The organism is Amycolatopsis rifamycinica (assembly GCF_000695625.1).
In the GTDB taxonomy this organism is placed as follows: domain Bacteria; phylum Actinomycetota; class Actinomycetes; order Mycobacteriales; family Pseudonocardiaceae; genus Amycolatopsis; species Amycolatopsis rifamycinica.
This window is the reverse complement of the sequence record NZ_JMQI01000045.1, coordinates 48,356-66,917: the sequence shown is the minus strand read 5'-3', so window position 1 is coordinate 66,917 and position 18,562 is coordinate 48,356. Positions and strand designations below refer to the sequence as shown.

The window sequence follows — 18,562 nt, the reverse complement described above, 5'->3', positions numbered from 1 at the left end:
TGCATCCCACCCACCCAAGTCACCCACCCACCACCCGAGCCGACCCTCCAATCACCCGAGTCGACCCCCCAATCACGCGAGTCGTCCACCCAGGTACGCGAGTCGTCCATCCGAGTACGCGAGTCGTCCATCCAGGTACGCGAGTCGCCCCCCCAATCACGGGTGATGCCCCTCCAATCACGCGCGATGCCCGCTCGATCACGCGTGAAGCCCGCCCCAGCACGCGAGATACCCCGCCAAGCACCCGTGCCGCCCGCGGGCCGCCCACCGGAGCGGCTCGAGGCCACCGTCAGAACCAGCAGTCAGGCCGCACGCGAAGCAATTCCGTCCGCAGTACCGGCGTGCCGTCGACCGGCGCGGGGTCCTCCGCGGTCGGCTGGATCCCGCCGGCCGCGACCTTGTCCAGCGTCTTCAGCCCTTCCGCACCGACCGTGCCGAACACCGTGTAGTTCGGCCGCAGCGCGGAATCGCCGTACACGACGAAGAACTGCGAACCATTCGTATCCGGCCCCGCATTGGCCATCGCGAGCAGGCCCCGCGCGTAGACGCGCCGCGCGCCGGTCGGGTCGGTCGGTGCCGGCGGCAGATCGACCGGCAGCTCGTCCTTGTACTTGTAGCCCGGCCCGCCTTCCCCGGTCGCGCTCGGGTCGCCGCACTGCAGCACCTTCAACGTCGGGTATGCGGTCAGCCGGTGGCACACCGTGTGGTCGTAGAACCGGTGCCGCGCCAGGTGCAGGAAGCTCTGCACGGTGCACGGCGCCTTCGCGCGGTCCAGCCGCAGCGGCAGCGCACCCTGACTGGTCGGGACGGCGACGTCGACCTTGCCGTGGCTCGGCGTGTGCCGCGGGTCGGGTGGCAGCGGCACCGGCCGCGCGGGCGGTTCGTCCGGGGTTTCGGTGTACTGACAGGGCCCGTGCGTCGTCTTCGGCGGCGGGGCGTCGGCCGCCGAGGCGACGCCGTTCCCGGCCACGAACAACGCGCCTGCCGTCAGCGCGGTGAGAAGTGTCTTCTTCATCCTGCACGCCCTCCCAGTGATCGCCCGGTTCCGGAGCGCTCCGCAGTCTAGGGCGCGGCACCGACAGCCAGAACCGGCGAAAGTCGCCCTAGTCAGTCCATCGGGTGAACCTCGGCGCCCGCACCCCGGAAATTGTCGGACCCCCCGCGCATGATGATCAGCACGCGGCAAACCCGCCGCGTTCGAGGGAGGACATCATGGAAGTACGGCGAAGACCCGTTGCGGTGGCGCGGTTTCTGCTCACGCGACTCGCGTCGGCCGTCCGGAGCGCACTACCCCCGCAGATCCGCGATCAGTTCCTCGGCGGCCGCGAACGGATCGATCTCCCTCGCCACGACCCGCTCGGCGACGCCGGCGAGCCGTCCCCCGCCGCGCAGGTCCACGAGCTCGGCCCGCAGCCGCCGGAGCGCGATGGCCTCGACCTCGTCGCGCGCCCGGGCCACCCGGCGCCGGGCCAGCTCGTCGTGCGCCACGAGCCAGTCGTGGTGCGCGGCCAGCGCCCGCACGACTTCGTCGACGCCCTCGCCCTTCGCCGCGACGGTCCGCACGATCGGCTGCCGCCAGCTCGCCCCCCGGATCTCCCGGCGAGCCAGGGAGATCATCTGCTTGAGGTCGTGCACGGTGGCGTCGGCGCCCTCGCGGTCCGCCTTGTTGACGACGAAGACGTCGGCGATCTCCAGCACGCCGGCCTTGGCGGCCTGGATGCCGTCGCCCATCCCCGGGGCGAGCAGCACCACCGTGGTGTCGGCCAGTTTCACGACGTCCACTTCGGACTGACCGACGCCGACGGTCTCGATCAGCACGACGTCGAAACCGGCCGCGTCCAGCACGCGCACCGCCTGCGGCGTCGCCCACGAGAGCCCGCCCAGGTGCCCGCGCGTGGCCATCGAGCGGATGAACACGCCGGGGTCGGTGGCGTGCTCGGTCATCCGGATCCGGTCGCCGAGCAGCGCCCCGCCCGAAAACGGCGAAGACGGGTCGATGGCGAGCACCCCGACCCGCTTGCCCTCCGCGCGCAACGCGGTGAGCAGCGCCGACGTCGATGTCGACTTGCCGACGCCGGGCGGCCCGGTCAGCCCGACGACCCGGGCCCGCCCGGTGTACGGGGTCAGCGCCCGCGCGATTTCCGCGACGCGGGGGTGGGCGTCCTCGACGAGCGACAGCAGCCGCGCGACGGCACGGGGTTGCCCGTCCCGTGCGCGGCCGACGAGGTCGTCGAGGACGTCGAGGTCGAGTGCTCCGGCCACTTACGCGGACGGCACCCGCAGCAGGAGGGCGTCGCCCTGGCCGCCGCCACCGCACAGCGCGGCCGCGCCCAGCCCGCCGCCGCGGCGGCGCAGCTCGTGGATCAGGTGCACCGCGAGCCGGGCCCCGGAGGCGCCGATGGGGTGGCCGAGGGCGATGGCGCCGCCGTTGACGTTGACCTTCTCCGGGTCGAGGCCGAGCTTCTCGGTCGAGACGAGCCCGACGGCGGCGAAGGCCTCGTTGATCTCGACGAGGTCGAGCGCGTCGGCGGTCAGGTTCGCCTTCGCCAGCGCGGCGAGGATGGCGTTCGACGGCTGCTCGTGCAGGCTCGCGTCGGGGCCGGCGACGACACCGTGCGCGCCGATCTCGGCGAGCGGCGTGATGCCGAGTTCTTCGGCCTTGGCCTTGCTGGCCACGATGACCGCGGCGGCGCCGTCGGAGATCTGCGAGGCCGAGCCCGCGGTGATGGTGCCGTCGGAGGCGAAGGCGGGGCGCAGCTTGGCGAGGCCTTCGGCGGTGGTGTCGGCGCGGACGCCCTCGTCGGTGTCGAAGACGACCGGGTCGCCCTTGCGCTGCGGGATGGAGACCGGCGCGATCTCGTCGGCGAAGTAGCCGTTCTTGATCGCCTCGGCGGCGCGCTGGTGGGAGCGGGCGGAGAACGCGTCCTGCTGCTCGCGGGTGACGCCGTAACGGGAGTTGTACTTCTCCGTCGAGGCGCCCATGGCGACCTGGTCGAAGGCGCAGAAGAGACCGTCGTAGGCCATGTGGTCGACGAGGGTGGTGTCGCCGTACTTGAAGCCGGAGCGCGACTTGGGCAGCAGGTGCGGCGCCTGGGTCATCGACTCCTGGCCGCCGGCGACGACGAGGTCGAACTCGCCGGCGCGGATGAGCTGGTCGGCGAGGGCGATGGCGTCGAGGCCGGAGAGGCAGACCTTGTTGATCGTCAGCGCGGGCACGCTCATGGGGATGCCCGCGGCGACCGCGGCCTGGCGGGCGGGGATCTGGCCGGCGCCGGCGGTCAGCACCTGGCCCATGATCGTGTACTGCACCGCGTCCGGGGAGACCCCGGCGCGTTCGAGGGCCGCCTTGATCGCCACCCCGCCCAGCTGAGCGCCCGTGAAGTCCTTGAGGGAGCCCAGCAGGCGCCCGATCGGCGTACGGGCGGCACCCAGGATCACGGAACCGGACACGGCGTCCTCCAAGCATCGGCGCATGGGCAGTTTTCCCGACCATACCCGGGAGCAGGGCTTCTTGATGGAGCCAGTGTGAGGCGGGGCACGCGACGATTCCGCCTCACCGCGGCGCGCGGGCCCCCTATCCTGCCTCCATGAATGACGCCCTGCGGCCGTTCGTGACGGCCATCGACCACGTCGGCATCGCGGTCCCGGACCTGGACGCGGCCATCGAGTTCCACCGCGCGCACTTCGGCCTGGAGGTCGCGCACGAGGAGGTGAACGAGGAGCAGGGGGTGCGCGAGGCGATGCTCCGCGCCCCGGGCACGGCGGGCACGGAGACGCAGATCCAGCTGCTGGCCCCGCTGCGCGAAGACTCGGCGATCGGCAAGTTCCTGTCCAAGAGCGGCCCGGGCCTGCAGCAGCTGGCCTACCGCGTGTCCGATGTGGACGCCGCGGCGGCGGCCCTGCGCGAAAAGGGCCTGCGCATGCTGTACGAGGAGGCGAAGAGGGGCACATCGAACAGCCGGGTGAACTTCGTCCACCCCAAGGACGCGGGCGGCGTCCTGGTGGAACTGGTCGAGCCGGCCAAGAACGCAACGCCGCACTGACCCGGCACCCGTTCCGGGCAAGGGTTCCGCGCGGCGGTGCGGCGCCGAGCCCGCGCACCGGGACAAACACGGCCCGGCGGCGCGGCCGCGAGCGAGGCGGGGTGTCCGGCACACGGCGAGCACCGGCGGGCAGCGAGCGGGAGACAAGAACCGGCGGCCGGTCAGGACTCCAGCGAGCTGGAGGGTCGGCCGGCACGTCGGCGAGCGCCGGCACCTCGACGCGAGCCGGGTGGCCGCAGGCAAGCTGAACCAAAGCCGCGCGGCATGCCCAGCCGCACCCACCCGACGACGCGGGCCGCCTCGGGCGCAGGAGCGGGCGGCTACCGGCCAAGCCCAGCCAGCGCAGCCCGGCCTTGCCAGGCCCCGCGCAGCCAGGCCAGCGCAGTCCGGTCAGCCCAGCGCGACCCCGCCAGCCAGCGCAGCCCAGCCTGCGCAGCCGAATCAGGCCCAGCCAGCGCAACCTGGCCAGTCCAGTGCGCCCCAGCCAGCGCAGCCCGGCCAGGCCCGCGCGCCGGACCAGCGCAGCCGGGCCAGGCCCAGCGCAACCCCGCCAGGCCAGCGCAGTCCGGCCCGGCCAACGCAGCCGGCCAGGCAAGCGCCCAGGCCCACCGCCCGGAACCCGGCCAACCAACCCCCGCCCGGCCGCCCCTACGCCGGCGCGGCCTTGGACGCCAGGGCGTCGGCGATGAACGTCAGCTCGCCGTCGAACTCCGCGGGCAGGTCGTCCTCCGAATGGCGGGCCGTCGCGTGTCGGTGGCTGACCGCGCGGGCCAGGAGGCCCGAGGCGCGATCCACGTCCGCCGTGGGGAGGCCGCCGCCTGTTGCCGCCACTATCACCGCTTGGACCTGGCGGACCAGGACCTGGAAGCGCTCGTGGAGGGCGTCGCGGACCACGTGGTGCGTGTCCGCCTCGCGCCACAGCAGGTGTGACAGCCCCAGGGACCTGCTGAAGCGGTGGTCCAGCTCGCGGACCAGGCGCCGGAGGCTGCCCGCCAGGTCGCCCGGGACCACCACCACCGCCGGCTCGATGCGCTCGTCCGGGAGGCGCTCGACGAGGGCCGTCAGCAGGTCCGACTTGTGGCGGAAGTAGTAGTGCACCAGCCCCTTCGGCACTCCGGCCCGCTCCGCTATCCGCGATGTCGGGGTGGCGTCGAAGCCGGACTCGGCGAAGAGCGCCTCGGCTGCGCAGAGGATGCGCTCCTTCGCCGAATCCTCGGTCATTCCCGTGCCTCCCGCGTCGTCAGTGCTGCCCGGCCGTGCGGTGCGCGGCGTTCGCGACCGGCATCGCCGCCGCGCCCGCGATGACCGTCAGCACCCCGGCGATCCAGGACGTCCAGGACGCGCCGTTGAACTCCGTGTACCCCATCACCCACGGCGCGATGAACAGCAGCACGCCGAGCGCGATCTGGATGCCTTCGCCGTAGACCATGCCCGGCATCGCCAGCGAAACCAGGCCGTCGAGTGCGATCAGCGCGCCCAGGACGACCATCGTCCACATCGCGGTCGTGTCCGTGCTCAGCCAAAGGGGTGAAAGAGCGGCGACCACCCCGATGACGACCTCGGCCCAGTCGTGGGGCCGGGTCCACGCGCGCGTAGAGACTTCACTCATTCGTGCTCACCTCCGTCGGTGAAACTGCTGGTCGGGTGGGTGTTCCCGACGTCGATGATCCACCTGACTGGCCGGCCGGTCAAGACTGATCCGTCACAGTTCGACGGGTAATCGTGCTGTCCGTCTCGTACAGTTGTGGCCGCGTGTTACCCGCGAGTAATTTCTGCCGCCAACACCCCCATCTCCGCGGAGGAACCGATGACGCAGCTCGGCGAGATCCAGCAGGCCATCCTGACCGGCGAGTCCGCCGCGGTCGGCTCGTTGCCCGTCCCCGAGAGCTACCGAGGGGTGACCGTGCACGCCGACGAGGTCGACATGTTCGAGGGCCTCGAAAGCCGGGACAAGGACCCCCGCAAGTCGCTGCACGTCGACGACGTGCCCGTGCCCGAACTGGGTCCCGGCGAGGCGCTGGTCGCGGTGATGGCGAGCGCCATCAACTACAACACCGTCTGGACGTCGATCTTCGAGCCGATCCCGACGTTCAAGTTCCTGAAGAAGTACGGGAAGCTCTCGCCGCTGGCCAAGCGGCACGACCTGCCGTACCACGTCGTCGGCTCGGACCTGTCCGGTGTCGTGCTGCGGACCGGCGCCGGGGTGCACAACTGGAAGCCCGGCGACGAGGTCGTCGCGCACTGCCTGAACGTCGAGCTCGAGGGCCCCGACGGGCACAACGACACGATGCTCGACACCGAGCAGCGGATCTGGGGCTTCGAGACGAACTTCGGCGGCCTCGCCGAGATCGCGCTGGTCAAGGCCAACCAGCTGATGCCGAAGCCGGACCACCTGACCTGGGAAGAGGCCGCGTCGCCCGGCCTGGTCAACTCGACCGCCTACCGCCAGCTCGTCTCGCGCAACGGCGCCGACATGAAGCAGGGCGACGTCGTGCTGATCTGGGGCGCTTCGGGCGGCCTCGGCTCCTACGCGACGCAGTACGCGCTGAACGGCGGCGCCATCCCCGTGTGCGTCGTGTCCAGCCCGGAGAAGGCGGCGATCTGCCGGAAGCTCGGCGCCGAGCTGATCATCGACCGCAGCGCCGAGGGCTACCGGTTCTGGAAGAACGACGACGAGCAGGACCCGAAGGAGTGGCAGCGCTTCGGCGCGAAGATCCGCGAGCTGACCGGCGGCGAGGACCCGGACATCGTGTTCGAGCACCCGGGCCGGGAGACGTTCGGCGCCTCCGTCTACGCCGCGCGCAAGGGCGGCACGATCGTCACGTGCGCGTCGACGTCCGGGTACATGCACCAGTACGACAACCGCTACCTGTGGATGAACCTGAAGCGGATCATCGGCTCCCACTTCGCGAACTACCGCGAGTCCTGGGAGGCGAACCGGCTGATCGCGAAGGGGCTGATCCACCCGACGCTCTCCAAGACCTACCCGCTCGAGGAGACCGGGCAGGCCGCGCTGGACGTGCACCGCAACGCGCACCAGGGCAAGGTCGGCGTGCTCGCGCTCGCCCCGGAGGAAGGCCTCGGCGTCCGCGACGAAGAGAAGCGGGCGAAGCACATCGAGGGCATCAACGCGTTCCGCGGCGCCTGAGGCGGGACGACGCCGGGAGCGGAACCGCTCCCGGCGTCGGGAACCGCCGGAGAACGGCCCGATCCGGGCGGTTCCTTTCGCCGCGGCAGACGGCGCGTTCGGCGCAGGGCCCGGGTGCTCACCCTTCCGTGACCCGGCTGCGGCTACGGTAGGCCCCATGAGCCTTGGCGATGAACGGGAGCTTGTGCCGCTGGGAGCCGGCTTCGACGTGGCGAAGCGCGGGTACAGCCGAGCGCAGGTCGACGAGCACCTCGAACGGCTGGACGCCGATCTGAAGATGCTCACCGCGGATCGGGACGCCGCCATCGCGCAGGCGGGCGACCTCGCCCGCCAGCTGGAGATCGCGCGCGGCGAGATCGCGGACCTGCGCGGGCAGGTCGATCGGCTCGCCCAGCCGCCGACGAGCGTCGAAGGCCTGTCCGAACGGCTGCAGCGCATGTTGCGCCTGGCGCAGGACGAATCCGCCGATACCCGCGCCCGCGCCGAAGCCGAGGCCGGGCACATCCGGGCGAAGGCCGAGACGGACGCCAGCGCCATGCGGGCCCGCTACGAGCAGCTGCTCACCGAGCTCGACCTGCGCCGCAAGGAGATGGAAGCCGAGCACCGCAAGGTCCTCGAAGACGCCCGCGCGCAGGCCAAGAAGATCACCGACGAGGCCGAGGCGGAGCGCAAGCGGCTCGACACCGAGTCGGCCGACCGCCGGACCAAGGTCGAAGAGGACTTCGAGATCGCGATGGCCTCGCGCCGCACCGAGGCGATGCGGGTGCTGGCCGAGCAGGAGGCCGCGAGCAAGGCCGAGGCCGCGCGGCGCGTCCAGGAGGCCACGCAGGACGCCGCCGACATCCGCGCGAAGGTCCTCGAAGAGGAGAAGGCCGCGAAGGCCGACATCGACCGTCGTCAGCGGGAGTCGGTCGCGGAGGCGAACAAGCGACGGCAGGACTCGATCACCGAGGCCAACGCCCGGTTGGCGGAGGCCGCCGACGAGGCGCGGCGCCGGGTGACGGCCGCCACGGAGGAGTCGAACCGGCGGATCACCCAGGCGAACGAGCGGGTCGACGCGCTGCGGAAGGTGCGCGGCGGGCTGGCCGAGCAGGTGCGCGCGGCACGGGCGGTGCTGGCCGAGGCGCACACCGTCCTCGGCGACGACGTCAAGGTGCCCGCCGACGTCAAGGCCGACCTGGTGGCGGACCCGAAGCCGGACGCCGGGGACGACACCGAGAAGACGGTCCGGGTCACCGACATCGAGGAGACGATCCGGATTCGCGCCTCCGACGTGCCGAAGCCGAAGCCCGGGGCCAAGCCGGCCGCGGCCAAGCCGGTGGCCAAGCCCGCCCCCGCGGCAGCTCCCAAGGCAGCCCCCACGGCAGCTTCCAAAGCAGCGCCGAAGCCGGCTCCGCGGGCGAGCGGAGCGCAGAAAGCGACTGGCGAGTAACCTTCCACCCGACACGGGCGTGGACGAGCCTGCGCGGTCGGTACCGACCGGCTATCGTCCCTGCTCACGCGGGATCACCTGGAGGTTTTGCGCATGGGTGCGGCATATCGGACCGTGGTGGTGGGCACGGACGGCTCGGAGTCCTCGTTCGCGGCGGTGGACCGCGCGGCGGCGGTGGCAGGCGACGCCGGCGCCACGCTCGTCATCGCGTGTGCGTTCTACCCGGCGAGCCGGTCCGACGTCGACAAGGCGCAGGACGTCCTCGGCGAAGAGGCGTACCAGGTCGTCGGCTCGGCCCCGGCCGAAGACACCCTGCAGTCGGCGCGGGACCGGGCGGCGCGCGCGGGCGCGGAGAAGATCGACACGGTCGCGGTCAAGGGCGACCCGGTCGACTCGCTGCGCAAGGTGGTCAAGGAGCGCGAAGCCGACCTGCTGGTGGTCGGCAACCGCGGGCTCAACACGATCGCCGGCCGGATCCTGGGCTCGGTGCCGTCGGAGGTGGCCCGCAAGTCCGGCGTGGACGTGCTGATCGTCCACACGACCTGACGTGACCGATCCGGGCGAGGAGCTTCAGCAGCGGCTCGAACGCGTCCTGCTCGGCGGCAGGCGGAAGTACACCCGGCTCGAAGTGGCGGAGAAGGCCGGCGTGCCCGACGAACGGTCACGCCGGCTCTGGCGCGCGCTGGGGTTCGCGACCGTGCGCGACGACGAGGTCGTCTTCACCGACGCGGACGTCGAAGCGATGCGGACCGCCGATCAGCTGGTCCAGTCGGGACTGATCGACCCGAGCATCGAGGTCTCGGTGACCCGCGCGCTCGGCCAGCACCTCTCGCGGCTGGCCGAGTGGCAGGTCGACATGCTGTGGGAGCTGATCCGGGAGCAGCCGGAGCCGGGCCGCGGCGAACGCCAGGTGACCCGCCTGGTCGACCGGCTGCTGCCCGAGCTGGAGCGGGTGCAGAACTTCGTCTGGCGACGGCACCTGGCGGCGTACGCGGGCCGGGCGTTCGCGGCGCCGGACGAGCACCTGGAGACCCGCACCGAGGTGGTCGGGTTCGTCGACATGGTCGGCTACACGCGCCTGACGCGCCAGATCGGCGAGGACGAGCTGAGCCGGGTGCTCGACGCGTTCGAGACCCTGGCCACCGAGGTGATCGCCGAGCACCACGGCCGCGTGGTGAAGATGATCGGCGACGAGGTCCTGTTCGTGGCCGACGCCCCGGTCGACGCGGCCGAGATAGCCCTGACGCTGACCGAGCGCACGTCGGCGGACGAGACGTTGCCGTCGGTCCGCGCGGGCATGGCCTCGGGCCGGATCCTGTCGCGCTTCGGCGACGTGTACGGCTCGGTGGTCAACCTGGCGGCCCGCCTGACGTCGGTGGCCCGCCCGGGCACGATCCTGGTCGACCGCGAGCTGGCCACGGAGCTGGCGGAGGAGAAGGCCTACGAGCTGCGCGTCCGCCGGCCGGTGACGGTCCGCGGCTACAACCGCCTCCGCCCGGCGGCGCTGCGCCGGGCGAGCGAGGCCCCGACGGGCATGTTCGCGAGCTCCCAGCAGCTGGCGGCGGAGATGCTGGGCCTCACCCCGGCAACCGAGCCGGAAGAGCCACGCCGCCGGCGACGCCGAGGCCGCTGACGGCCGACGCAGCCCCCGCCACTCCCAGGGGGCGTGCCCAAGTCCAGTCTATCGGCCGGCAGCGGTCGAACCCGTCGAAAAGCCGTCGACGGGTCTGGTTGCCCACAAGTCGCCCGGTTTGTGGACAGCACGGCACCTCAGGCGTCGAAGTCGACCGTCAACGTCTCCGAGACCGGGTACGACTGGCACGTCAGGACGAACCCCGCCGCCACCTCCGCCTCCTCCAGCGCGAAGTTGCGCCGCAGGTCCACCTTGCCCTCCGTCACCTTCGCGCGGCACGTCCCGCAGACCCCGCCCTTGCAGGCGAACGGCAGGTCCGGGCGGAACTTCTGGGCCCCGTCGAGGACCGACGACGAGCGCGGCAACGTCATCGGCGTCGAACGGCCGTCCAGGACCACCGACACCTCCGAGGACTCCCCCGCCACCGCCGGGTCGAGGTGCTCCACCGGGGCCGGTGGGGTGTCCACGTAGAACAGCTCCTGGTGGATCCGGGACCGCGGCACGCCCAGCGACGCCAGCAGCTCCTGCGCGCCCGACACCATCTCGAACGGGCCGCACAGCCACCAGTGGTCCACGGACTCGACCGGCACCAGCGTGCCGAACAACGTGCGCAGCTTCGGGACGTCCAGACGGCCCGTGAACAGCTCCGCCTCCCGCGGCTCGCGCGACAGCACGTGAATCAGCTCGAGCCGTGAAGGCGCGCTGTCCTTCAGGTCCGCCAGCTCGTCCGCGAACATCACCGTGTCCGTGCGGCGGTTGCCGTACAACACGGTCACCGTGGCCGTCGACGAGCGCAGCAGCGACGAGACGATCGACAGCACCGGCGTGATGCCCGAACCTGCCGCGATCAGGACGTGGTGGCCGCCCGTCGACAGGTCCGGCGTGAACGAGCCGGAAGGCGGGGCCACCTCGATCGTGTCGCCCGGGCGGACCTCGTGCACCAGCCACGACGAGAAGAACCCGTCCGGGACCAGGCGGACGCCGACCCGCGGCGCCTCGCCGGCCGGGGCGCAGATCGAGTACGACCGGCGCTCGTCACGGCCGTCGATCGCGCGCCGCAGGGTCAGGGACTGGCCCGGCTTGAAGGCGTACTCCGAGGCCAGCGACGGCGGCACGTCGAACGTCACCGCGACCGCGTCGTCGCACAGCCGCTCGACGCCGGCCACCTTCAGCGAGTGGAACTGCGCCACCTCAGATCTCCTTGACGTGCTCGAAGGGTTCCAGGCACGCACGGCAGCGCCGCAGCGCCTTGCACGCCGTCGCGCCGAACCGGGACTGCTCTTCGGTGTCCGTGGATCCGCAGTGCGGGCAGGAGACCCGCGACACCGGCGCCGACAGCGTCAGCGGGATCGGGCCCGAGCGGCGGGGCGCGGCACCCGGGGGTGCGATGCCCGCCGCGGCCAGCTTCTGCCGCCCCGCGGGCGAAATCCAGTCCGACGTCCACGCCGGCGACAGCTGCGTCCGGATCTCGACGTCCGCGTAGCCCGCCGAAACGAGGGCGTGCTCCAGGTCGTCGCGCATGGTGTCCATCGCGGGGCAGCCGGTGTACGTCGGCGTGATCGCGACGACCACGCGGCCGCCGGACTCCGACACCGAGCGCAGCACGCCCAGGTCCGCCAGCGTCAGCATCGGCAGCTCGGGGTCGGTGACCGTGGCGGCCACCGCGGCCGCGGTCACCATCGGGCGTCCGGCATGGCCCGGGCGACGCTCTGCAGCTCCGCCAGCAGGTACCCGAAAGACTCGGTGTGGACGCCGTCGCGGCCCGTCCGGCCCGAAACCCCGGCCAGCTCACCCGACGACGGCCGCGAAAGCGTCGCCGCGGAAAGCGCCTGGTCCAGGACCGCGTCGAACTCGGGCCGCAGCGAAGCCGCGTCGACGAACTCGACCGGGTGCGTGCGGAACAGCTCGCCCACGTACGGCCAGACGTCGTCGAGGCCCTCCTGCATCCGCGCGTGCGACAACGGCGTCCCGTCGCCGAGGCGGACCAGCCACTGCGCCGCGTAGTCGCGGTGGTAGGTCAGCTCCTTGACGCCCTTGTCCGCGATCGCCGCCAGCACCGGGTCCACCGACGTCTCGAGCCGCTGGAACAGGGCCAGCCGCCACGTCGAGAACACGAACAGGCGTGCGATCAGGTGCCCGAAGTGCCCGCCGCCCAGCTCCGCGAGCCGGACGTTGCGGAACTCGTTCTCGGCGCGGAGGAACGCGAGCGCATCCTCCGTGCGCGACGAGCCGTCCGCCTTGCCGGCCCGGGCGAGCAGCAGCCGCGCCTGCCCCAGCAGGTCGAGGGCGATGTTGGCGAGGGCGACCTCGTCCTCCAGCTCGGGGGCGTTGGTGCACCACTCCTGGAGCCGGTGGGAGAAGATCAGCGCGTCGTCGCCCAGCATCAGGCAGTAGGCCGCCAAGGAAGCGGCGTCCACCCCCGGTGGAACCGAAGTGTCCACTCCGGACAGCGGGTCTTCGAAGCCGGTGCCGAACGCCCAGCGGGCGTCGTTCTCCTCGGTGATGGCCTCGTACACGTTGTCGAAACTCATATGTGCGGCACCTCCTCGGGAATGTCGTAGAACGTCGGGTGCCGGTAGACCTTGTCGCCGCTGGGCGCGAAGAACGGGTCCTTCTCGTCCGGCGACGACGCCGTGATGTCCGCCGCGCGCACGACCCAGATCGACACGCCTTCGTTGCGCCGCGTGTAGAGGTCACGGGCGTGGTGCAGGGCCATCTGGTCGTCGGCCGCGTGCAGCGATCCGACGTGCACGTGGTTCAGCCCGCGCTTGCCGCGGACGAACACCTCGTACAGCGGCCAGTCGTGCTTGACCGGCCCCGGCGCGGCGGGGACGCCTTCCAGCGGGACGGCGCCGTGGCCGCCTTCGGCCGTCAGCTCGCTCACTTGTGCTCCTTCTTCGCGGCGTGCGCCACCGCGGCTTCCCGCACCCACGCGCCCTCTTCGTGCGCGCGACGCCGGTGCGCGATCCGCTGCGCGTTGCACGGGCCGTTGCCCTTCAGCACGTTCTTGAACTCGTCCCAGTCGACCGCGCCGAAGTCGTAGTGCCCGCGCTCGGCGTTCCACTTGAGCTCGGGGTCGGGGAAGGTGACGCCGAGGGCCTCGGCCTGCGGCACCGACATGTCCACGAACCGCTGCCGCAGCTCGTCGTTGGTGTGGCGCTTGATCTTCCACGCCATCGACTGTGCGGTGTTCGGCGAATCGGCGTCCGGCGGGCCGAACATCATCAGCGACGGCCACCACCAGCGGTTGACGGACTCCTGGACCATCTCCCGCTGCTGGTCCGTCCCGCGCATCATCGTCATCAGCAGCTCGTAGCCCTGCCGCTGGTGGAAGGACTCCTCCTTGCAGATGCGGATCATCGCCCGCGCGTACGGCCCGTACGAAGACCGGCACAGCGGCACCTGGTTGCAGATCGCCGCGCCGTCGACCAGCCAGCCGATCACGCCGACGTCGGCGAAGGTCAGCGTCGGGTAGTTGAAGATCGACGAGTACTTCTGCCGTCCGGTGATCAGCTTGTCGGTCAGGTCCGCGCGGTCCGCGCCCAGCGTCGCCGCCGCGGAGTACAGGTAGAGCCCGTGGCCGGCTTCGTCCTGCACCTTGGCCAGCAGGATCGCCTTGCGCCGCAGCGACGGCGCCCGCGTGATCCAGTTGCCTTCCGGCTGCATGCCGATGATCTCCGAGTGCGCGTGCTGCGCGATCTGCCGGATCATCGTCTTGCGGTAGCCCTCGGGCACCCAGTCGCGCGGCTCGATCCGCTGGTCGCGCTCGATGGTGTGCTCGAAGTGCTCCTCGAGGGACACAGTGGCGGTCACGGCTGCTCCTTCGAAACCAGGGTCAGGACGTCGTACTTGGCCACGGACTCGCCGTCGGCGTTGGTGACGTCGGCGTCCCAGCGGACCTCGCCGTAGTCCTGGTCGATCCGCGGGGTGATCTGCTTCGCGGTCAGCGTCACCGTCAGGGAGTCGCCGACCTTGACCGGGGTGAGGAACCGCAGGTTCTCCAGGCCGTAGTTGGCCAGCACCGGGCCCGGCTCGGGCGAGACGAACAGGCCCGCGGCGAACGAGACGACCAGATAGCCGTGCGCGACGATCCCGCCGAACAGCGGGTTGGCCGCTGCCGCTTCGGGGTCGGTGTGCGCGTAGAACGTGTCGCCGGTGAACTCGGCGAAGTGGTCGACGTCGTCCTGCGAAACCACCCGCGGCCCGGCGACCACCGAGTCACCGATGCGCAGCTCGGCCAGGGACTTCCGGAACGGGTGGACGCCTTCGGTCCGCGGCGCGCCGGCGACCCAGCGGCCGGTCACCGCGCTCAGCACGGCGGGCGAACCCTGCACGGCGGTGCGCTGCATGTGGTGCAGCACGCCGCGGACGCCACCCATCTCCTCGCCGCCGCCCGCGCGGCCCGGGCCGCCGTGGACCAGCTGCGGCATCGGCGAACCGTGCCCGGTGGACTCCTTCGCGTCTTCGGCGTCGAGCACCAGCAGCCGCCCGTGGAACGGCGCCGCGCCGAGGACGACCTCGCGCACGAACTCCTTGTCCGCCGAGACGACGGACCCCGCCAGGCTGCCGCCGCCGCGCGCGGCGAAGTCGACGACCTGCTCGGTGGACGTGTACGGCATCAGCGTCGAGACCGGCCCGAACGCCTCGACCTCGTGCGGCTCGGAGCGCTCGGGGTCGGCCTTGAGCAGCACCGGGGAGATGAAGGCGCCGCGCTCGGCGTCGGCGTCGACGACCTCCACGTGCTCCGGGTCGCCGAACACGACGCTCCCGGCGTCCAGCAGCGCCTTCAGCGACCGGCGGACCTCTTCGCGCTGCTCCAGGCTGGCCAGGGCGCCCATCCGGACGCCTTCGGCCGCCGGGTGGCCGACGGTCACCTTCGCCAGCCGCTCGGACGCCGCCGCGGCGACGTCGTCGAGCAGCTCCGCCGGGACGAACGCGCGGCGGATGGCGGTGCACTTCTGGCCCGCCTTGACCGTCATCTCGGTGACGAGCTGCTTGACGAACAGGTCGAACTCCGTCGTCCCGCGCACCGCGTCCGGCCCCAGGATCGAGCAGTTCAGCGAGTCGGCTTCGGCGTTGAAGCGGACGGCGTTGCGGATGATCGCCGGGTGCGCCCGCAGCTTCTGCGCCGTCGACGCCGACCCGGTGAACGAGACCACGTCCTGCGCGGTGACGTGGTCGAGCAGGTCCCCGGCGCTGCCCGCGACGAACTGCAGCGCGCCCTCGGGCAGGATCCCGGACTCGATGATCAGCTCGACCACGCGGGCGGTCAGGTAGGCGGTCTGGCTGGCCGGCTTGACCAGGCTGGGGACGCCGGCGAGGAACGCGGGCGCGAACTTCTCGAGCGGACCCCAGACCGGGAAGTTGAAGGCGTTGATCTGGACGGCGACGCCGCGCAGCGGGGTCGCGATGTGCTGGGCGACGAACGTGCCCCCGCGGGAGAGCGGTTCGACGTTGCCCTCGACGTAGACGGTGTCGTTGGGCAGCTCGCGCTTGCCCTTCGAGGCGTAGCTGAACAGCACGCCGATGCCGCCGTCGATGTCGAACTTCGAGTCACCGAGGGTGGCGCCGGTCTTCGCGGAGAGGGCGTACAGCTCTTCGCGGTGTTCGCGCAGGTGGGAGGCCAGGGCCTTGAGCAGCGCCGCACGCTGGTGGAACGTCAGCTCGCGCAGCGCCGGGCCGCCGACCCTGCGGCCGTACGCCAGAGCCCCCGCGAAGTCGACGCCCTTCGACGAAATCCGGGCGACCTCCTCGCCGGTGGCCGCGTCGTGCAGCGGGACGCCCTCGTCCGCCGCCGTGTGCCAGCTCCCGGAGACGTAGCTGCGCAGCAGTGCCATCAGGTCCCTCTCGCCGAATTACCTACCGTACGTTCAGTTAACCCATGCTAACCGGCGGCCCCGAAGATCGGTAGTCCCAGCGCTTGACACCGGCCCCGACCACTGCCTTTACTGAGCGGCACCGCCCGGTGACCGTCCATTCGGTCAGTGAAAACGGAGAGTGCATGACCAACGCCGCGCACACCATGTTCGCCGCCGACGAGGCGTCGCGCGCGCTCGGCATCGAGCTGGTCGAGGCGGGTGACGGCCGGGCCGTGGCGACCATGACGATCACGCGCGCGATGGTCAACGGGCACGACATCGCCCACGGCGGGTACGTCTTCCTGCTGGCCGACACGGCGTTCGCCTGCGCCTGCAACACCCATGGCCCGGTGACGGTCGCCGCGGGCGCGGAGATCTCCTTCGTCGCGGCCGGCCGGCTCGGGGACCACCTCGTCGCGACGGCCACCGAGCGCACCCGCTACGGCCGCAACGGCATCTACGACGTCACCGTGCACCGGGAAACCCCAGCCGGGCCCGAGGTCGTCGCCGAATTCCGCGGCCGCAGCCGCGTCCTCACCGCGAAACGGGACGAAGCATGATCGAGGCGAACATCAGCGCGGACGAACTCGCCGCCCTCCAGCTGGAGCGTCTGCAGTGGACACTCCGGCACGCCTACGCGAACGTGCCCGCGTACACGCGGAAGTTCGACGAGGCCGGCGTCCACCCCGACGACTGCAAGGAACTCGCCGACCTGGCCAAGTTCCCGTTCACCACCAAGCAGGACCTGCGCGAGAACTACCCGTTCGGCATGTTCGCCGTGCCGCAGGCCCAGGTCCGGCGCATCCACGCCTCCAGCGGCACGACCGGCAAGGCCACCGTCGTCGGGTACACCGAGCAGGACATCGACACCTGGGCGACGGTGATGGCCCGGTCGATCCACGCCGCGGGCGGGCGGCCGGGGCACAAGGTGCACGTCGCCTACGGCTACGGCCTGTTCACCGGCGGGCTCGGCGCGCACTACGGCGCGGAAAAGCTGGGCTGCACGGTGATCCCGGCCTCGGGCGGGATGACCGCGCGGCAGGTGCAGCTGATCACCGACTTCCGGCCCGAGGTCATCATGGTGACGCCGTCGTACATGCTGACGCTGCTCGACGAGTTCGAGCGGCAGGGCGTCGATCCGCGGGCGAGCTCGCTGAAGGTCGGCATCTTCGGCGCCGAGCCGTGGACCGAGCAGATGCGCGCCGAGATCGAGGAGCGGTTCGCGCTCGACGCCGTCGACATCTACGGGCTGTCGGAGGTGATGGGCCCGGGTGTCGCGCAGGAGTGCGTCGAGACGAAGGACGGCCTGCACATCTGGGAGGACCACTTCTACCCCGAGGTGATCGACCCGTACTCCGAAGAGGTCCTGGGCGGCGGCGAGACCGGGGAGCTGGTGTTCACGTCGCTGACCAAGCAGGCGCTGCCGATCATCCGCTACCGCACCCGCGACCTGACCGAGCTGAACCCGGGCACCGCGCGCCCGGCGTTCCGGCGGATGGCCAAGGTGACCGGCCGGACCGACGACCTGATCATCCTGCGCGGGGTCAACGTCTTCCCGACGCAGATCGAGGAGATCGTGCTGCGGACGCCCGCCCTGAGCCCGCACTTCCAGCTCGTCCGGTCTACCCGCGGGCGGCTCGACCACCTGACCGTGCGGGTGGAGGCGCGGCACGACGCTTCCGGCGACGACCGGTCGCGGGCGGCTTCGGAACTGGTCACCGGCGTGAAGGACGGCGTCGGCGTGACGGTGTCGGTGGAGGTCGTCGACCCGGACACCCTGGAGCGGTCCATGGGCAAGATGCGGCGGATCGTCGACCAGCGGGACAAGCCGTGACGACCCCGCGGCGCGGGCGGCCCGGCTACGACCTGGAGTCCCTGCTGCAGGTGGCGGTGAAGCTGTTCAACGAGCGCGGCTACGACGGCACGAGCATGGAGGACCTCTCCCGCAAGCTCGGCATCACGAAGTCGGCGATCTACCACCACGTGCCCAGCAAGGAGGAGCTGCTGCGGCTGGCGGTGGACCGGGCCCTGGACGGGCTGTTCGAGGTGGCGTCGGAGACGGCCCAGCTCGACGGGCGGGCCATCGACCGGCTGGAGCACCTGGTGCGCGGCAGCGTGCTGGTGCTCGCGGACCGGCTGCCGTTCGTGACGCTGCTGCTGCGGGTGCGCGGCAACACGAAGGTGGAGCGGGCCGCGCTGGCGCGCCGTCGCGAGTTCGACCGGCTGGTGACGGATCTGGTGAAGCAGGCGGAGGCGGAAGGCGACATCCGCGCGGACGTCGACCCGGCGGTGACCGCGCGGCTGGTGTTCGGCATGGTGAACTCGCTGATCGAGTGGTACAAGCCGCGCCGCGGCTCCGCCGCGTCCGAAGTGGCGGACGCGGTGTGCAAAGTGGCCTTCGAAGGCCTGCGCACCGGGTCGTGAGGGTAAAGCCGGCGAGCACCCGCC

At 71.6% G+C, this 18,562-nt stretch carries 19 protein-coding genes; 8 read left to right on the top strand and 11 right to left on the bottom strand.

Annotated features, from left to right (window positions below; translation table 11 throughout):
- Positions 1-289: 289 nt before the first annotated feature.
- The 3 genes from DV20_RS21335 to DV20_RS21325 all read right to left on the bottom strand — a co-directional run bounded on the left by DV20_RS21335 (position 290) and on the right by DV20_RS21325 (position 3,450).
- The gene (locus DV20_RS21335; RefSeq protein WP_043782959.1) at positions 290-1,015 is read right to left on the bottom strand and encodes a peptidylprolyl isomerase; all 726 of its coding nucleotides are present in this window, start codon (positions 1,013-1,015) and stop codon (positions 290-292) included.
- 272 nt (positions 1,016-1,287) lie between these two features.
- Positions 1,288-2,262 (bottom strand): methylmalonyl Co-A mutase-associated GTPase MeaB, encoded by a 975-nt coding sequence (meaB, locus tag DV20_RS21330; protein ID WP_043782957.1) that lies wholly within the window; start codon positions 2,260-2,262, stop codon positions 1,288-1,290.
- Positions 2,263-3,450: an acetyl-CoA C-acetyltransferase gene (locus DV20_RS21325; RefSeq protein ID WP_043782955.1), complete on the bottom strand. Its 1,188-nt coding sequence runs from the start codon at positions 3,448-3,450 to the stop codon at positions 2,263-2,265.
- A gap of 137 nt (positions 3,451-3,587) precedes the next feature.
- On the opposite strand from DV20_RS21325, the gene mce reads away from it, so the two are divergent.
- Positions 3,588-4,043, top strand: a complete 456-nt coding sequence (gene mce / locus DV20_RS21320; protein WP_043782952.1) for a methylmalonyl-CoA epimerase — start codon at positions 3,588-3,590, stop codon at positions 4,041-4,043.
- 648 nt (positions 4,044-4,691) lie between these two features.
- On the opposite strand, the gene DV20_RS21315 is transcribed toward mce, so the two are convergent.
- Together DV20_RS21315 and DV20_RS21310 are read right to left on the bottom strand one after the other, a co-directional pair.
- Entirely contained in the window at positions 4,692-5,264 is a 573-nt protein-coding gene (locus DV20_RS21315; protein WP_043782951.1) for a TetR/AcrR family transcriptional regulator, read from the bottom strand.
- Between the two features lie 19 nt (positions 5,265-5,283).
- Positions 5,284-5,652: an SPW repeat domain-containing protein gene (locus DV20_RS21310; protein WP_071831581.1), complete on the bottom strand. Its 369-nt coding sequence runs from the start codon at positions 5,650-5,652 to the stop codon at positions 5,284-5,286.
- 198 nt (positions 5,653-5,850) lie between these two features.
- Here DV20_RS21310 and ccrA point away from each other — a divergent pair, with 198 nt between their 5' ends.
- The 4 genes from ccrA (at position 5,851) to DV20_RS21290 (ending at position 10,256) form a co-directional block, all read left to right on the top strand.
- Entirely contained in the window at positions 5,851-7,191 is a 1,341-nt protein-coding gene (gene ccrA, locus DV20_RS21305; RefSeq protein ID WP_043782949.1) for a crotonyl-CoA carboxylase/reductase, read from the top strand.
- A gap of 184 nt (positions 7,192-7,375) precedes the next feature.
- Positions 7,376-8,623, top strand: a complete 1,248-nt coding sequence (locus tag DV20_RS21300; protein ID WP_043782947.1) for a coiled-coil domain-containing protein — start codon at positions 7,376-7,378, stop codon at positions 8,621-8,623.
- Between the two features lie 93 nt (positions 8,624-8,716).
- Positions 8,717-9,169, top strand: coding sequence for a universal stress protein (locus DV20_RS21295; protein ID WP_043782943.1), 453 nt, complete (start codon positions 8,717-8,719; stop codon positions 9,167-9,169).
- A 1-nt stretch (position 9,170) separates the two neighbouring features.
- Positions 9,171-10,256 (top strand): adenylate/guanylate cyclase domain-containing protein, encoded by a 1,086-nt coding sequence (locus DV20_RS21290; protein ID WP_043782939.1) that lies wholly within the window; start codon positions 9,171-9,173, stop codon positions 10,254-10,256.
- A gap of 137 nt (positions 10,257-10,393) precedes the next feature.
- Here DV20_RS21290 and paaE read toward each other — a convergent pair whose 3' ends face one another.
- The 6 genes from paaE to paaZ are packed head-to-tail and all read right to left on the bottom strand — an operon-like array spanning position 10,394 to position 16,093.
- The gene (gene paaE / locus DV20_RS21285; protein WP_043782938.1) at positions 10,394-11,446 is read right to left on the bottom strand and encodes a 1,2-phenylacetyl-CoA epoxidase subunit PaaE; all 1,053 of its coding nucleotides are present in this window, start codon (positions 11,444-11,446) and stop codon (positions 10,394-10,396) included.
- 1 nt (position 11,447) lies between these two features.
- Positions 11,448-11,936, bottom strand: coding sequence for a 1,2-phenylacetyl-CoA epoxidase subunit PaaD (gene paaD, locus DV20_RS21280; RefSeq protein WP_043782936.1), 489 nt, complete (start codon positions 11,934-11,936; stop codon positions 11,448-11,450).
- Positions 11,930-12,787, bottom strand: a complete 858-nt coding sequence (paaC, locus tag DV20_RS21275) for a 1,2-phenylacetyl-CoA epoxidase subunit PaaC (RefSeq protein WP_043782933.1) — start codon at positions 12,785-12,787, stop codon at positions 11,930-11,932. Before paaC ends, paaD begins: the two co-directional genes overlap by 7 nt.
- Positions 12,784-13,098 carry a 1,2-phenylacetyl-CoA epoxidase subunit PaaB gene (gene paaB / locus DV20_RS21270; RefSeq protein WP_043782968.1) on the bottom strand — a complete coding sequence of 105 codons (315 nt, stop codon included), beginning with the start codon at positions 13,096-13,098 and terminating at the stop codon, positions 12,784-12,786. Before paaB ends, paaC begins: the two co-directional genes overlap by 4 nt.
- A gap of 38 nt (positions 13,099-13,136) precedes the next feature.
- Complete coding sequence (gene paaA, locus DV20_RS21265) at positions 13,137-14,069, bottom strand: 1,2-phenylacetyl-CoA epoxidase subunit PaaA (protein ID WP_043782930.1); 933 nt, start codon at positions 14,067-14,069, stop codon at positions 13,137-13,139.
- Positions 14,066-16,093, bottom strand: a complete 2,028-nt coding sequence (gene paaZ, locus DV20_RS21260) for a phenylacetic acid degradation bifunctional protein PaaZ (RefSeq protein WP_043782929.1) — start codon at positions 16,091-16,093, stop codon at positions 14,066-14,068. The genes paaA and paaZ overlap by 4 nt, the downstream gene beginning before the upstream one ends.
- A 164-nt stretch (positions 16,094-16,257) precedes the next feature.
- Here paaZ and paaI point away from each other — a divergent pair, with 164 nt between their 5' ends.
- The 3 genes from paaI to DV20_RS21245 are packed head-to-tail and all read left to right on the top strand — an operon-like array spanning position 16,258 to position 18,538.
- Positions 16,258-16,674, top strand: a complete 417-nt coding sequence (paaI, locus tag DV20_RS21255; protein WP_043782925.1) for a hydroxyphenylacetyl-CoA thioesterase PaaI — start codon at positions 16,258-16,260, stop codon at positions 16,672-16,674.
- Positions 16,671-17,948, top strand: coding sequence for a phenylacetate--CoA ligase PaaK (gene paaK, locus DV20_RS21250; RefSeq protein WP_043782924.1), 1,278 nt, complete (start codon positions 16,671-16,673; stop codon positions 17,946-17,948). Before paaI ends, paaK begins: the two co-directional genes overlap by 4 nt.
- The gene (locus DV20_RS21245) at positions 17,945-18,538 is read left to right on the top strand and encodes a TetR/AcrR family transcriptional regulator (protein ID WP_043782921.1); all 594 of its coding nucleotides are present in this window, start codon (positions 17,945-17,947) and stop codon (positions 18,536-18,538) included. The genes paaK and DV20_RS21245 overlap by 4 nt, the downstream gene beginning before the upstream one ends.
- The last annotated feature ends 24 nt before the right edge of the window (positions 18,539-18,562 follow it).